Consider the following 14,117-nt stretch of genomic DNA (forward strand, 5'->3'; position numbering starts at 1 on the left):
GCTACAGTATAGTGTATTAAAAGTTAAAAAGGACCCCAAAACTAATTAGTTATTGTTATTAATTTTAATGTTTTTACCTATTAAAGTACTAAAGGATGAGTTTAATTTTTAGAGCACAAAGAGTATGAATTTTAAGTGAATATTTGGGTTGGTTAGCGCTTGAATACATGCGTTAATTTTAGTGACTAATTAAAAAATGAGGTAGCCTTGGCTACCTCATTTACATTTTATAATATTGGCTTTCTATCTAAAAAGAACGTCTTCTCTATTAAACCATTTTACACAAAATGCTAGCAGCGCACCGGCTATCAACGCCGTAGCCAAAAATATTAAGCCTACAAAAGTGTAATCAACGGTGCCTTTAATTATATCTTTAATTGCTAAAGCAACATTAGTAACAGGAATAAACGCAGTTTTAGCGGTTAGCTCCATATTAGGTAATATTGAAATTATAATAGGAAAGAATACACCCATACTTAGCGGAGCCATATAATTTTGAGCTTCTTTAAACGTACGTGCATAGATAGATATAGCTAATGCTAATGATGAAAAAATTGCAGCCAAAGGTAGCAGCAATACAAATATCATTAGTAAATCGGTTACTGCTAAAGAACTAAAAGCCGTTTTAATCACATCTAAATCAGCAAACGCTAATGCTAACGCAACCCAACAGCCCATACTGAGTACTGTTATTGTTGTGGACGCTATAGAAGTCGTTAACAGCGTTAAAAATTTACCAAGTACTAACTCAGTACGAGTAATAGGGGTAAGCAGAAGAGTTTCTAGTGTGCCACGCTCTTTTTCACCAGCGCCTAGATCTATAGCTGGATAAGTCGCCCCCATTAATACAAGAGGGATAAGTAAGTAAGGTAAAAAGCCACCCATTTTCTCGCCTAAGTTTTCACGCTTATCTGCGGTATCAACTTTTATTACATCAACTGGATTTAACAGCGCTGCGTGGGCTGACATATCAATACCAAAGCTAATTAATTGTTCTTTTTGTAAATTGTCGCTGCATTCCTTAGCCAGCTCTTTTACACGTTCAAACAAAAAGTTAATAGATTTTGAATCGTTAAATACCACTTGCCATTTACTTTGCTTTTCGTCATTTAACGTTTGTTTGGCATCACTGGGTAAATAGATACCCATATCGATATCACCAGCAGTAACACCCGCTTTAAGCTCTTCAATAGTATTAAATGTTTTGCTGCCTTTATATAACTCAAAACTTTTGTGGTAAAACACTTTATCTGTAAATTCTTGTGCATACTCACCATTAATAATTACGTATGTATTTACTTTTTGATCAGCATCAAGCGCAGCTTGTGAGCTTATAAATGCCATTACTGCAAATAGTAGTGGAAATATAACAACGGGCAACGCTACAACAAACAATAAGGTTTTTTTGTCACGAAGGAGTTCTTTTAATTCCTTTTTAAATACTTCAAACATCTTGTTTCTCCGTTAATATATTTATAAATGCTTGATTAAGCTCTTCACTATTACCTGCTTTTTTAAATTCATCTACTGTGCCATCAAAACAACTAACGCCTTCATTTATAACCGCTACTCGGTCACATAAAAGTGCAACTTCATCTAAATGGTGAGTTGAGAAAATAACAGGTGTGCCCTGCTCTTTTAAGCCTTTAATAAAATTTATAACCGTTTGTGTAGTCATTATATCAAGGCCAGTTGTTGGTTCATCAAGCACTACCACATCGGGATGATGAACTACCGCACGAGCTATATTTGCTTTTTGCTTCATACCTGTTGAGAGGTTTTCTGCGCGTTTATCAATAAATTTGTGCATATCGAGCATGGTAAACAGCTCTTCACAACGCGATGCTATGTCTTTTTTACTCATCCCATGGAGTTTTGCAAAGTACTCTATGTTTTCTTTTACGGTTAAGCGGCCGTACAACCCTGTAGATCCTGATAAAAAGCCGATTGATTTGCGCCCTAGCAATGGTTTTTTTACTATGTCGTTTCCCGCTATAGTAATAGAGCCTTCATCTGGTTTCAGTGCGGTTGATAACATGCGTAGTGTTGTTGTTTTACCCGCACCATTTGGACCTAATAAACCAAGCACTTCACCTTTAGCACAACTAAAGCTTACATTACGAACAGAGTGAAAATAGTCTTTGTCTTCACGTGGGTCGATATCGTCGACTTTGTTTTTTTTATGATCTTTGGTTAACTTAAATTTCTTTTTAAGCCCAGCGATTTCTATCATGTTCGTATCCTTCGTTTCGCTCTAAAATAGTCTGTATTGTCGTAAAATGACGCGTCTTGATTTTCATCATGCCAACCTGGCACACCTAATAAAGGCAAAGGTGAAAGCTGTTTGTTATCAGCTAAACAGTTGTCAGTATTAATCATCTCATAAAGGGCTTGGTCTAGGTACTGATATTGAGTAACTAAATCTTTACAAAATATTTCATCGGGCATACTTACAAACAACGCTTTACCCGTTAATCCTATATAAGGCTTGGTAAGCATTTCGTAATTTGCATGACCAAACATGAACGGCTTTATTGTTTTACCCCACTCGTTTTTATTATCAACAAAAGCTGCCTTCCATTGGTGCTCGCGAAGTAGCTCAATCCACTTTGTGTCGCTAATGGCTAATACAACGCCGCATTCATCAAATAAAGTGAGTGCATTTCTGTGTTTGGTTCGTTTTTGTAGCCCATATTGCGCTATATCTTGCACGTGACGTTGGTTGATCAGTGCCTTAGTTTTTGGGAATAAACACCAAATAAAACCACCAAATAAGTCATGCCAATTTTCTGCACGAGTTGGCACTACACCCGTTTCAAAGATAACCTGCTCGTAATACCTATCGCCAAAATCTACTTTTGCGTCGTCTTCAAAACTAATAGCAATATTATTAGCATTAATCGCTTTTAAAAAAGGAGAAAACCACTGAGGTGCAGGCCAATTAGTTAGTTCGTCTACTTTAAATAGCTCACGTAAGTGCGAAAATGCGCCTGTTTGTAAACTACTCACTTGCCATTGCTCTGGAGGAGTAAAGCGTTTCATTTGTACCTTTAACAATTTATACCTTTAATTTACGGGAAGTTTACCGCAAAAACTGGTTCTACTTAATAGAACTTAATATACTTATTAAATCTTAAAACAAGAAAAGAGCTGACATGAAACGTTATTTTTCTCTCACATTACTTGCAGGTGCTGTTTTAGCAGGCTGTGCAACAACAAGTATTACATCTACCGATGTAACTAAAGGCTATAACAGCATTAAAGCTAATGAACTGGCTAAACATGTAAAAGTACTCGCATCTGATGAATTTGGCGGACGCGCCCCTTCATCGCCTGGCGAAAAGCTAACGCTTGATTATTTAACATCGCAATTTAAAGCCCTAGGTTTAGAGCCAGGCAATGGCGACAGCTACTTACAAGAAGTTCCTCTTGTGTCGCTTGAGGCTGATGCAAACATGGTATTAAGTATTGGTGGGAAAGATTACCAATATAAAAAAGATATGGTTATGGGTAGTAGCCGTATTAGTGCACAAGAAGGCATTGAGAATTCTGAACTTGTATTTGTTGGCTACGGTGTAAATGCGCCAGAGTACAACTGGAATGATTACGAAGGGCTAGACGTTAAAGGCAAAACAGTGGTTATGCTTGTTAACGATCCGGGTTTTGCTACAAAAGATCCTGCGTTATTTACAGGCGATGCAATGACCTACTACGGACGCTGGACTTACAAGTACGAAGAAGCAAGCCGTCAAGGTGCAGCTGGAGCCATTATTATTCATGAAACAGCACCTGCATCTTACCCGTGGTCGGTTGTAGAAAACTCTTGGAGTGGTGAGCAATTTGGGTTTCAAAAAGAAAATAACAACATGGACCGTGTTGCCGTTGAAGGTTGGGTAACTAGTGATGTAGCAAAAGAGCTTTTTACTAAAGCTGGCCTTGATTTTGAGACTGTAAAAGCAAATGCAGCAAAAGGTGCTTATAACGTTGATATGGGCGATTTAACCGCATCAGTAAGTGTTAAAAATACAATTAAAAAATCGGTGTCGTACAACTTTATTGCAACCCTACCTGGTAGTGAAAAACCCGAAGAACATGTTATTTACTCTGCACATTGGGATCACTTAGGTACAGATAAGACCCGTAAAGGCGATCAAATTTATAATGGTGCACACGACAACGCAACGGGGACAGCTGGTCTTATTGAAGTAGCCGAAGCATTTACTCAATTACCTAAACACCCTAGCCGCTCAATGACCTTTTTAGCCGTTACTGCAGAAGAACAAGGTTTACTTGGTTCTAAATATTACGCAGCAAACCCTGTTATTGCAGCGAATAAAACCGTTGCTAACATAAATATGGATAGCTTAAACCTACTAGGTAAAGTTAAAGATATGAATGTAGTGGGTATTGGTAAATCGCAAATGGACGAATTTTTGACTACCGCAGCAAAAGAGCAAGGTAGAACAATATCTGGTGATCCAAAACCATCATCGGGTGGCTATTACCGCTCTGATCACTTTGCATTTGCAAATATGGGTATTCCTGCAATGTATGCAGGCGGTGGTACAGTAGCAGCCGATGAAGATACAGCAAATTATCGTAAACGTATGAGTTTAGTGCTTCGTGGTTGTTATCATCAGCCTTGTGATAGGTACCGCGATGAGTGGGATTTATCAGGCGCTGTTCAAGACTTACAATTATTTTATAAAGTAGGTTTTAATATATCTGAGCAAGAGCAATGGCCTACTTGGAATGCAAACTCAGAGTTTCAACGTAAATAACATAGGTTTTAACATCGAAAAACTCAAAGTGAGTAATCGATTTAAATAGACGCAAATGATATTGATTATCATTTAATTAAAATATACAGTGTTACCACGTTTATTTAATTGGTAACACTGTATGATTTTACTCTCTCAAATAGGATTTATTACGCCCGCTTCTAAACGCTTTGTTAGTCAAAATAAACGTTTATTATTACCACTGTTTTTGTTGGTATGCTTAGCTGTGCCATCACTTCGTGAAATTACAATAACAGCACTAAGCGATGCTTTTTTTCAAGTTAGCGTATTTGTAGCTGCTACATTATTAATTTATTACTACGCTATAGAGCACTTACCTCAGTTAGAGCTTAGTTATTTAAGTGCTAAATCGCCGGTATTAGAAATATTTTTTGCGGCCGTATTAGGTGCCCTTCCTGGATGTGGTGGTGCAATAATAGTAGTTACCCAATTTACAAAAGGCCAAGCAAGTTTTGGGGCTATAGTCGCCGTGCTTACTGCCACAATGGGCGATGCTGCATTTTTACTCCTTGCCACTCGCCCTACTGAAGGTTTGATGATAATGGCGATTGGTTTAGTTGTCGGTACGCTTTGTGGTGTTATAGTAAATGCCCTTCATGCAAAAGACTTTTTACGCCCAATTAAGCAAGAACAAAAACACCAAGTAAAAGTATTGCCTACTCGAATAATTAAAATAAGCAAACCCGTTTGGATGTTCGCTATTATTCCAAGCCTCATTATTGCTTTTTTAATTGCATTTAATGTCGACTTTGATCAATTTGGAAAATACACAGGCACAAGTATTAGTATTTTTGGTGCTGCAATGGCGTTATTTACTGTAACTATATGGGCGTACTCTTCTAAAGGCGAAAGCTATAAAGAAGTAACCTCTGAAGACGATGAATGTAATCCACCTTCTAAAATTATTAAAGTACTTCAAGACACACACTTTGTTACTGCATGGGTTGTGGCATCGTTTATGTTGTTTGAAATTTTAGTAAATATTGCAGGGCTTGATTTAAAAACCTGGTTTGCACATTACGCTTATTTAGCGCCGCTTATCGCTGTAGTGATTGGTTTTTTACCGGGTTGTGGCCCGCAAATAATTGTTACAACGTTATATATTCAGGGGATCATTCCATTTAGCGCATTAACTGCTAATGCTATATCTAACGATGGTGATGCATTATTCCCTGCAATTGCCATGGCACCTAAAGCGGCTATAATTGCGACTTTGTATACGTCTATCCCTGCATTAGCTGTTGGCTATGGCCTTTACTTTTTAAGCTAAAATTGCCAAACACAAAAAAGCTCAGCAATTGCTGAGCTTTTTATATTAAGTTATTTTTTATACAGTAGCTGGCTCTGCAGCTAGCTCTTTTGGATTTGGGCCAAAATCATTCTCGCCTTCATGTGAGTCTTGTGCAAGGAACACAATTAAAACAATCCAACCAATAATTGGTACTAACCAAAGTAGCTGCCACCAGCCAGAGCGGCCTGTGTCGTGAAGACGGCGAGCACCCGCACTTAATTGTGGTATTAATAGTGCTAAACTATAAATTGTTCCAACCACAGCTACCCCCATCAGCTCATCAACCACACCCAGTACTAAAGCAATTAAAAAGTTGATTAGGTAAAACATCCAAAATGCTTTACGACGATTACGCCCTGAAAAATCTGCGTAGCTACGCAGCGCATTCATATAATGTTCCATAATATTTCCTTAGTGTTATTTTTTATATTCCCTAACGGGGTTAATTTTATTACTTTTTAGCAACACTTGTATCTTAAATAAAAACAGACTCATTTAAAACAAAAAACCAGCAAATTGCTGGTTTTTTATTAGGTTTAAACAATTATATTATTAACTCATAGCCATCATCATTGCCGATGGGTTTTCTAAATACGATTTCCACAAGTTATTAAAGCGTGCAATTGTTCCGCCTTCAATAACGCGATGATCGCCAGACCAACTAACTTGCATAATTGCTTTACTCACAACTTGCCCGCTTTCATCAAAACGCGGTAAATGTTGCAATTTACCTAATGCAACAATCGCTACCTCTGGTTTATTAATAATAGGCGTCGCAATAGTGCCACCAATTGCACCAATATTCGAAATGCTAATTGTGCCACCTTTTAAGTCATCAGGTGCAACACGCCCTTCGCGTGCTGAATGAGTTAAACGAGTTAAATCGTTTGCTACATCTACAATGCTCTTACTCTGACACGATTTAATATTAGGCACTAACAAACCAATTTTAGAGTCAACTGCAATACCAATATTATGATCATCAAAGTAGGTAAGCTCTGAACATTCATCATTTACTTTTGAGTTAAGCACTGGGTATTCTTTCATAGCCAGTGACAGTGCTTTAACAAAAAACGGCATCATGGTGAGCTTTACACCTTGCGCCTTATACTGCTCTTTTAATGCACTTCTGAGCGTAATTAACTGTGTTAAGTCAATTTCATCACTAAAGGTAAAGTGCGGAATAGTAGACACAGAAGCCATCATTTGCTTAGCCATAGCCGCTTTAATGCCTTTAATAGGCTCTACTCGTACGCCACCACTTTGATTTTGCGTTTGGTTTTGTACTGTACTTTGAGAGGCATTGTTATTAAGAGGTGAAGTATCAATAGTATTTGGCACTTCAACTTTTACAAACTCTTCAATATCTTGCTTATAAATACGGCCATTTTTACCACTACCGGGTACGCAAGTTAAATCCACATCAAGCTCGCGTGCTTTGCGGCGAACCGCAGGCGATGCCACTGCTTTTTGGTTGATAACTTTAGCAGCTTGCTGCGTTTTAACTGGTGCTGTTTTTTCAACAACAGCATTAGTTTGCGCCTTTACGACCGCTTGGTTTATATCAATATTTGGCTTAGCTGCACTGCCTGTAATTGTCATTTGAAATAACGGGCTGTGTACTTTAGCAATTTCACCTTTTTGATAATAAAGCTTTTGCACAGTACCCGTATATTTAGCCGGAATTTGTACTAATGCTTTATCCGTCATTACGTCGCAAACAGCTTGGTCTTCTTCTATTTCGTCGCCTTCTGCAACTAACCAATCAACAATTTCACACTCAACAATACCCTCGCCGATATCGGGTAGTATAAAGTCTTCTAGCAAATCAGTTGAGCTAGTGTTTGCTTGTAGTTCAGTTGTAACGTCTTCTTGAACAGCTTCATTATTTGCACTGTCACCGTCTACATCCATAGCAAATAATGGGGCATGTACTTTAGCTATTTCACCTTTTTGATAATAAAGCTTAGTAATTACACCATCATGTACAGCCGGAATTTGCACTAATGCTTTATCTGTCATTACATCACAAATAGGCTGATCTTCAGATACGCTATCGCCCTCTTTGATTAACCATTCAACAACTTCGCATTCAACAATGCCTTCACCAATATCGGGTAATATAAAATCTTTAGCCATGGTAACCCCTAAAAATCCATTGATTGTTTAATTGCAGCCAGTACTTTTAACGCATCCGGTACATATTCTTTTTCAAGCGCTAGCGGGTATGGAGTATCTAAACCACACACTCGCATAATAGGAGATTCTAAATGTAGGAAGCACTCATGTTGAATAGTTGCCGCTATTTCAGCGCCAAAGCCATTTGTAATAGGCGCTTCATGGCTAACAACTAACCGACCCGTTTTGGTTACCGACTTAGCAATGGTGTCTACATCCCACGGTAATATACTTCTAAGATCTATTACTTCACAGCTTATACCTTGCTCACTGGCTTGTTTAGCAGCGTCTTCTACAATCTCCATTTGCGCGCCCCAAGCAAGTACGGTTATATCAGACCCTTCTTGTACTACTTCGGCTTTTCCGAGCTCAATAGTGTAATCTTCTTCAGGTACTTCACCAATTGATGCACGGTACAAACGCTTTGGTTCAAAGAATAAAACAGGGTTATCGTCTTTAATACACGCACGTAACAAACCTTTTGCTTGATAAGGGTTGCGTGGTACAACTATTTTTAAGCCCGGCGTATGTGCAAAATATGCCTCAGGTGATTGCGAATGATATAAACCACCGGCAATACCACCACCATAAGGTGTACGTATGGTTAAATTCCCTACGTTGAACTCGTTACCACTGCGGTATCTAAATTTTGCTGATTCATTAACTATTTGGTCAAATGCCGGAAAAATATAATCAGCAAATTGTATTTCAGCTAAAGCAGGTGCACCAAATGCCGCTAAACCATTAGCAAAACCTAAAATACCTTGCTCAGTTAAAGGTGTATTAAAAACACGATGCTTACCGTATTTTTCTTGTAAGCCCGATGTTGCTCTAAATACGCCACCAAAGTAACCAACATCTTCACCAAAAATACAGGCTTGAGGATGTTCATTCATTGTAATGTCGAGCGCAGAGTTTATTGCGTGTAGCATGTTCATTTTAGCCATTACTTGATTCTCCCTGCTGTGATCGGATACGCATCTGGGTGCTTTTTAATATGCTCTTTTAATTCGTTATATTGACGAACAAGAGAAGGAATAGGCGTATCGTATACATCAGAAATTAGTTCTTCTAATGCAGGTTTTTGAACTATTTCTGCACGCTTAAGGGCTGCTAAAATTTCTTCGCGAATAGACTCTTTTGCTTTTACGTCTTGCTCTTCGTTTAACCAGTTTTGCTTAACAAGCCATTTTCTAAATTTATCAATTGGACACGTTTGATTGTTTGCCTCTTCATCTTTTGAGCGATAGCCACTAGGATCGTCAGATGTAGAGTGCGCACCTAATCGATACGCTATAGATTCAATTAAAACAGGTTCACCTTGGGTAGTTGCAATTTCGCGCGCTTTTTTTGTTGCAGCGTAAACAGCTAATGCATCAGCCCCATCCACCCTAATCGTTTTAATGCCGTAGCCAACACCACGAGAGGCAATACCATCACCTTTAAATTGCTCATCTGCCGGAGTAGATATTGCATAGCCATTATTACGGGCAAAAAATATAACGGGTGCTTTGTGTACAGCAGCCATATTTAAACCAGCATGAAAATCACCTTCCGATGCCGCACCCTCACCAAAATAACAAATCGTCACGTTATCGATAGTACTTGCAAGCTCACCTGTTTTTGCATCTATATGCTTTACTTTTTGTCCATAGGCATAACCGGTAGCTTGAGGAATTTGAGTACCTAATGGCGATGAGATAGTCATGTAATTCAATTCTTTAGAACCATAATGAATCGGCATTTGGCGGCCTTTGCCTAAATCCAATTCGTTTGAAAACATTTGGTTCATAAACTGATCAAGTGTAAAGCCACGATAATGAAGTGCGGCTTGCTCACGGTATTGCGCCATTATCATATCGTCTTGATCTAGTGCTGCAGCAGATGCGGTTACAGCGGCCTCTTCACCTAAGCATTGCATATAAAAGCTAACACGGCCTTGGCGCTGTGCGCCTTGCATACGCTCATCAAGCAGGCGAATAAAACGCATCGTTTCGTATAATTTAAGTGCGGTATGTTTTGAAATATCAGGTGCAGTTGCACTAGGATGAATGTCGCCGTCCTCAGTTAAAATACTAAGGGTTGGAATATTAAGCGCATTACCATCGATAAACTCTAGGTCATGGTTAATATTCAGCGATACGTTATTGGGATTACTCATAACCTACCTTCTTTTGTTGTCGGAAAAACAATGCCCCTGTGGATTATTATTATGGGTAACAGCTGCGAATAAACTTTGCAGCATCTGCACTGTCTTTAATTAAAGCTGCCAACACTTTACGTTAACGTAAAGTGTTATTCAACAAATCTGTGACGAAAGAAAAATAAATACTGATTAAAAAACTGGCAAGTTAACTATACGGCCAATTAAATTTATACCAATCATATAGTTAACTTAAATACAGGTGTGGTCTGACGAGTTCTATTAGACGAAATTACTATCAATTTGCATAGGAATAACAGTAAGTAATGCTCGCTGCCCTAAAGCAACGTGTGCATTTGGGAAAATGATAGCTTCACCCTCAACGTCGGCATAGTAAGACGTATCACCGTCTGTAGCAAGCAGCTCCCCCTTTGCAAACCCAGTAAAGTTCTCAGCATCATCTGAAAATGGAAAACTAAACTCATCTTCTGTTCTGTTAATTGTACGATGCACTGCAAAAAGCTCAAAGTCACTTGCATTAAATTGTGGATATTCAACTTCATTTTGACTAATTAATGCAGCCAATGTTTTCTTGGTTTTTTCAAATCGAGTCATGTCGTTTTGACCAAAAGGTTTAACTTGACCCAGTTCAACAGTAAACGAGTCAGCACCGTGTACATACGACGAATAATAACTAAACGTTGTAGCTTCAGATTTCATCATCAATACGGTATTTACACCACAGCTTAATAAAAACTGTAATTGTGATTTTTTCCATGGTTTACCATGTAAGTATGGGTAGACGGCAAACTTCTCATTTTTTGAGCCTCGAATTGCAGTATGTAAATCATAATGACTACGTGCACTGCCGTGCTCACCGCGCTCAAAAAAATCACTCACGTATTGTTCAAGCTTTGCAGCACGAACACGTTCATCATTCATAGCTATCCCTTCTACAGTATGATGACCGTTAAATAACCTATTAAGGTTTTCTTCAACAAAACGTAAACCAATATTTATAGATTTAGGGTTACCGTAAATAAATAGCACTCGTTGAGCTAGCTTAAGTTCGCCACTTATAATTTGCTTTATGAGCGAGTCACAAATTTCTATTGGCGCAGTCTCGTTACCGTGCACTGCGCTTGAAAGCACAACATCTTTTGTTGTTGTAACACGTGGTTTAAACTCAATAACGCCCGTATCATGAACAGTTACACGTGTGCCATTTTCTAAAGCAAATTCACTTGCCTCTAAATGCCATTCATTATTACGACTGAGCGTTAAAAAATCGCCTGTATTTTTTAATTCATTTAAATAACTTGGTTTGGCTAACATGATAAGCCCTTTTAATAATGTGAGAGGTACAAACGAAAACGGCTGAATAAATCAGCCGTTTTTAAATAGTTTAAGCAGTGTTAGCTGATCACAGTGTCAACTAACTTTTTAGCTTCTTTTTCTAGAAGAGCTAAATGCTCTTCACCTTTGAAAGACTCAAGATAGATTTTATAAATATCTTCAGTACCTGATGGACGTGCAGCAAACCAACCATTTTCAGTCACTACTTTTAATCCACCTATTGCAGCGTTGTTACCTGGAGCATGAGTTAGCTTTTGTAAAATAGGCTCTCCAGCTAAGGTATCCGCTTTTACATCATCAGCACTTAGTGCTTTTAAACGTGATTTTTGAGCGCTGCTTGCTGGTGCATCTAGGCGTTTGTAAAGTGGTGAGCCAAACTCTTGCTCAAGCTCTTTGTAAAGTACTGAAGGTGTTTTACCTGTAACAGCTATAATTTCTGCTGCAAGTAGCCCCATAATAAAGCCGTCTTTATCTGTACACCACACGGTGCCATCAAAACGTAAAAATGCAGCACCGGCACTTTCTTCGCCGCCAAAAGCAAGTTTTCCTTTATTTAAGCCCTCAACAAACCATTTAAAGCCTACAGGTACTTCTTTTACTTTGCGCTCATTTCTTGCTGCAACTTTGTCTATCATTGAGCTTGAAACCAGTGTTTTACCAATTTCTACGCTTGAATCCCAATCTCGGTGTTTTAATAAGTAATCAATCGCCACAGCTAAAAAGTGATTTGGGTTCATTAAACCATCAGGAGTAACAATGCCATGACGGTCATAGTCAGGATCGTTACCTATTGAAATATCAAAGTCATCTTTAAGCTTAATTAAATTAGCCATAGAGTAAGGAGACGAGCAATCCATACGTATTTTGCCATCTTTATCAAGAGGCATAAATGCAAAACGTGGATCAACACTGTCGTTTACTACGGTTAAATCTAAATTATATTTTTGCGCTATTATTGGCCAAAAGTTAATACCTGAACCACCTAGTGGGTCTATACCTACTTTGATACCGGCCTCACTAATCGCTTTTAAATTAACGATATTTTCTAAATCGTTAATGTATGGCGTCATTAAGTCTTCATATTTAATAAAACCAGAACGAGATGCTTTAGCAAACGGGAACAATTCAACTTCTACTAAATCTTCTAACAAAAGTTGATTGGCTCTATCTTCAATCCACTTCGTCACATCCGTATCTGCTGGACCGCCATTAGGTGGGTTATATTTAAAACCACCATCTTCTGGAGGGTTATGCGAAGGCGTTACAACAATACCGTCTGCCAATTCATTAGGGTTAATTTTATTATGACAAACAATGGCATGGCTAATAACTGGAGTAGGTGTAAAGTCGCCATTTTCTTGGGTGATTACTTGCACTTCATTTGCAACAAGTACTTCGATTGCTGAGTTAAACGCAGCTTCACTCAAGGCATGAGTATCTTTGCCCAAAAATAGTGGACCAAAAATGTCATTTTGCTTTCGGTAGTCACATATAGCTTGTGTAATTGCTAAAATATGAGACTCGTTAAATTTTACATCGTAAGAACAACCACGGTGTCCTGATGTACCAAAAGCAACACAATGCTCTGGGTTTTGCTCAAGGTCGGGCTCATTTAAATAATAAGCAGAAACTAACTTAGGAACATTAACCAATATTGATTGTGGAGCAGCTTTGCCTGCGCCTGAGTGAATAGCCATTATATTTCCTTACAAGTAATCGCGAATTTTTTCAGCTTGCTCTGCACTGTATCCTAGGCAAAGCGCAACTTCGTGAAGCATCATCTTTTTGCGCGTTGTATTAGAGTTAGTCATTACCCAATATTCACTATCAGTAATATTTTTAGGGTTCATGCTACTACCACTATTAACTAAGTCCTCTTTGCTTGTTGCAAAGTAAACTCTATCGCGGCCTTTTATCTCTAAAACAGCACTAAAATCCGTTTTATGGGTTCTATAAAACGCACTTAAAATAAACAAAAACCGACCAACAACGCCTTTTTGCATTGCTAACTCTTCTTTATTTAATATATTAAAAACATTAGCGCTTTTTTGCTTCACGGGTGTGACAGCATCAGGCGCTTTTACCTTTGTTGGCTCAGCAACTTGCTCAGCAACTTGCTCAGCACTTGGTAAAGTATTGGTTGTTATCGCAGTTTGATTATTTTGATTAAGTTCTACGTTAGCGGTTTGAATTTTTTCGCCGCTGAGGTTTAATAAACGACGTAAAATAGTGGATGCACTCTCACCAATACTTTGCGTATTGCTGGCAATATATTGATATAACTCGTCGTCTATGTCGATTTGTTTCATGTTCTTCCTGTCATTACGGGTCACATTTTTTTCTCCCG

Annotated in this window: 12 protein-coding genes; 2 read left to right on the forward strand and 10 right to left on the reverse strand. The window is 38.4% G+C overall.

What is annotated here, in order from left to right; translation table 11 throughout:
- Positions 1-243: 243 nt before the first annotated feature.
- The 3 genes from ALFOR1_RS08715 to ALFOR1_RS08725 are packed head-to-tail and all read right to left on the reverse strand — an operon-like array spanning position 244 to position 3,042.
- Positions 244-1,452, reverse strand: coding sequence for an ABC transporter permease (locus ALFOR1_RS08715; protein WP_104642718.1), 1,209 nt, complete (start codon positions 1,450-1,452; stop codon positions 244-246).
- Complete coding sequence (locus tag ALFOR1_RS08720; RefSeq protein WP_058550113.1) at positions 1,445-2,233, reverse strand: ABC transporter ATP-binding protein; 789 nt, start codon at positions 2,231-2,233, stop codon at positions 1,445-1,447. Before ALFOR1_RS08720 ends, ALFOR1_RS08715 begins: the two co-directional genes overlap by 8 nt.
- Entirely contained in the window at positions 2,230-3,042 is an 813-nt protein-coding gene (locus ALFOR1_RS08725; protein WP_104642719.1) for a DUF3025 domain-containing protein, read from the reverse strand. The genes ALFOR1_RS08720 and ALFOR1_RS08725 overlap by 4 nt, the downstream gene beginning before the upstream one ends.
- Before the next feature lie 113 nt (positions 3,043-3,155).
- Here ALFOR1_RS08725 and ALFOR1_RS08730 point away from each other — a divergent pair, with 113 nt between their 5' ends.
- Both ALFOR1_RS08730 and ALFOR1_RS08735 read left to right on the forward strand, forming a co-directional pair.
- On the forward strand, positions 3,156-4,781 hold the full coding sequence (locus tag ALFOR1_RS08730; protein ID WP_104642720.1) for a M28 family metallopeptidase: 1,626 nt from the start codon (positions 3,156-3,158) through the stop codon (positions 4,779-4,781).
- A 121-nt stretch (positions 4,782-4,902) separates the two neighbouring features.
- On the forward strand, positions 4,903-6,072 hold the full coding sequence (locus ALFOR1_RS08735; protein ID WP_104642721.1) for a putative manganese transporter: 1,170 nt from the start codon (positions 4,903-4,905) through the stop codon (positions 6,070-6,072).
- A 57-nt stretch (positions 6,073-6,129) separates the two neighbouring features.
- Here the strand turns inward: ALFOR1_RS08735 and ALFOR1_RS08740 are convergent, their stop codons facing one another.
- The 7 genes from ALFOR1_RS08740 to seqA form a co-directional block, all read right to left on the reverse strand.
- Positions 6,130-6,495 (reverse strand): DUF805 domain-containing protein, encoded by a 366-nt coding sequence (locus tag ALFOR1_RS08740; protein WP_104642722.1) that lies wholly within the window; start codon positions 6,493-6,495, stop codon positions 6,130-6,132.
- A 150-nt stretch (positions 6,496-6,645) separates the two neighbouring features.
- Entirely contained in the window at positions 6,646-8,232 is a 1,587-nt protein-coding gene (locus ALFOR1_RS08745; RefSeq protein WP_104642723.1) for a dihydrolipoyllysine-residue acetyltransferase, read from the reverse strand.
- Between the two features lie 8 nt (positions 8,233-8,240).
- Entirely contained in the window at positions 8,241-9,218 is a 978-nt protein-coding gene (locus ALFOR1_RS08750; protein ID WP_058550119.1) for an alpha-ketoacid dehydrogenase subunit beta, read from the reverse strand.
- Positions 9,218-10,432, reverse strand: a complete 1,215-nt coding sequence (locus ALFOR1_RS08755) for a thiamine pyrophosphate-dependent dehydrogenase E1 component subunit alpha (RefSeq protein ID WP_058550120.1) — start codon at positions 10,430-10,432, stop codon at positions 9,218-9,220. The genes ALFOR1_RS08750 and ALFOR1_RS08755 overlap by 1 nt, the downstream gene beginning before the upstream one ends.
- 264 nt (positions 10,433-10,696) lie before the next feature.
- On the reverse strand, positions 10,697-11,749 hold the full coding sequence (gene astE, locus ALFOR1_RS08760; RefSeq protein ID WP_104642724.1) for a succinylglutamate desuccinylase: 1,053 nt from the start codon (positions 11,747-11,749) through the stop codon (positions 10,697-10,699).
- A gap of 80 nt (positions 11,750-11,829) precedes the next feature.
- On the reverse strand, positions 11,830-13,467 hold the full coding sequence (gene pgm, locus ALFOR1_RS08765) for a phosphoglucomutase (alpha-D-glucose-1,6-bisphosphate-dependent) (RefSeq protein ID WP_104642725.1): 1,638 nt from the start codon (positions 13,465-13,467) through the stop codon (positions 11,830-11,832).
- 9 nt (positions 13,468-13,476) lie between these two features.
- Positions 13,477-14,079, reverse strand: a complete 603-nt coding sequence (gene seqA, locus ALFOR1_RS08770) for a replication initiation negative regulator SeqA (RefSeq protein WP_104642726.1) — start codon at positions 14,077-14,079, stop codon at positions 13,477-13,479.
- Positions 14,080-14,117: the final 38 nt, after the last annotated feature.

The sequence above is a fragment of the Pseudoalteromonas carrageenovora IAM 12662 genome, assembly GCF_900239935.1.
Classification (GTDB): Bacteria; Pseudomonadota; Gammaproteobacteria; order Enterobacterales; family Alteromonadaceae; genus Pseudoalteromonas; species Pseudoalteromonas carrageenovora.

What these genes read in the sequence shown, in the direction of transcription:
- ALFOR1_RS08715 (WP_104642718.1), bottom strand. Translation starts at nt 1,452, where the DNA reads ATGTTTGAAGTATTTAAAAAGGAATTAAAAGAACTCCTTCGTGACAAA.
- ALFOR1_RS08720 (WP_058550113.1), bottom strand. Translation starts at nt 2,233, where the DNA reads ATGATAGAAATCGCTGGGCTTAAAAAGAAATTTAAGTTAACCAAAGAT.
- ALFOR1_RS08725 (WP_104642719.1), bottom strand. Translation starts at nt 3,042, where the DNA reads ATGAAACGCTTTACTCCTCCAGAGCAATGGCAAGTGAGTAGTTTACAA.
- ALFOR1_RS08730 (WP_104642720.1), top strand. Translation starts at nt 3,156, where the DNA reads ATGAAACGTTATTTTTCTCTCACATTACTTGCAGGTGCTGTTTTAGCA.
- ALFOR1_RS08735 (WP_104642721.1), top strand. Translation starts at nt 4,903, where the DNA reads ATGATTTTACTCTCTCAAATAGGATTTATTACGCCCGCTTCTAAACGC.
- ALFOR1_RS08740 (WP_104642722.1), bottom strand. Translation starts at nt 6,495, where the DNA reads ATGGAACATTATATGAATGCGCTGCGTAGCTACGCAGATTTTTCAGGG.
- ALFOR1_RS08745 (WP_104642723.1), bottom strand. Translation starts at nt 8,232, where the DNA reads ATGGCTAAAGATTTTATATTACCCGATATTGGTGAAGGCATTGTTGAA.
- ALFOR1_RS08750 (WP_058550119.1), bottom strand. Translation starts at nt 9,218, where the DNA reads ATGGCTAAAATGAACATGCTACACGCAATAAACTCTGCGCTCGACATT.
- ALFOR1_RS08755 (WP_058550120.1), bottom strand. Translation starts at nt 10,432, where the DNA reads ATGAGTAATCCCAATAACGTATCGCTGAATATTAACCATGACCTAGAG.
- astE (WP_104642724.1), bottom strand. Translation starts at nt 11,749, where the DNA reads ATGTTAGCCAAACCAAGTTATTTAAATGAATTAAAAAATACAGGCGAT.
- pgm (WP_104642725.1), bottom strand. Translation starts at nt 13,467, where the DNA reads ATGGCTATTCACTCAGGCGCAGGCAAAGCTGCTCCACAATCAATATTG.
- seqA (WP_104642726.1), bottom strand. Translation starts at nt 14,079, where the DNA reads ATGAAACAAATCGACATAGACGACGAGTTATATCAATATATTGCCAGC.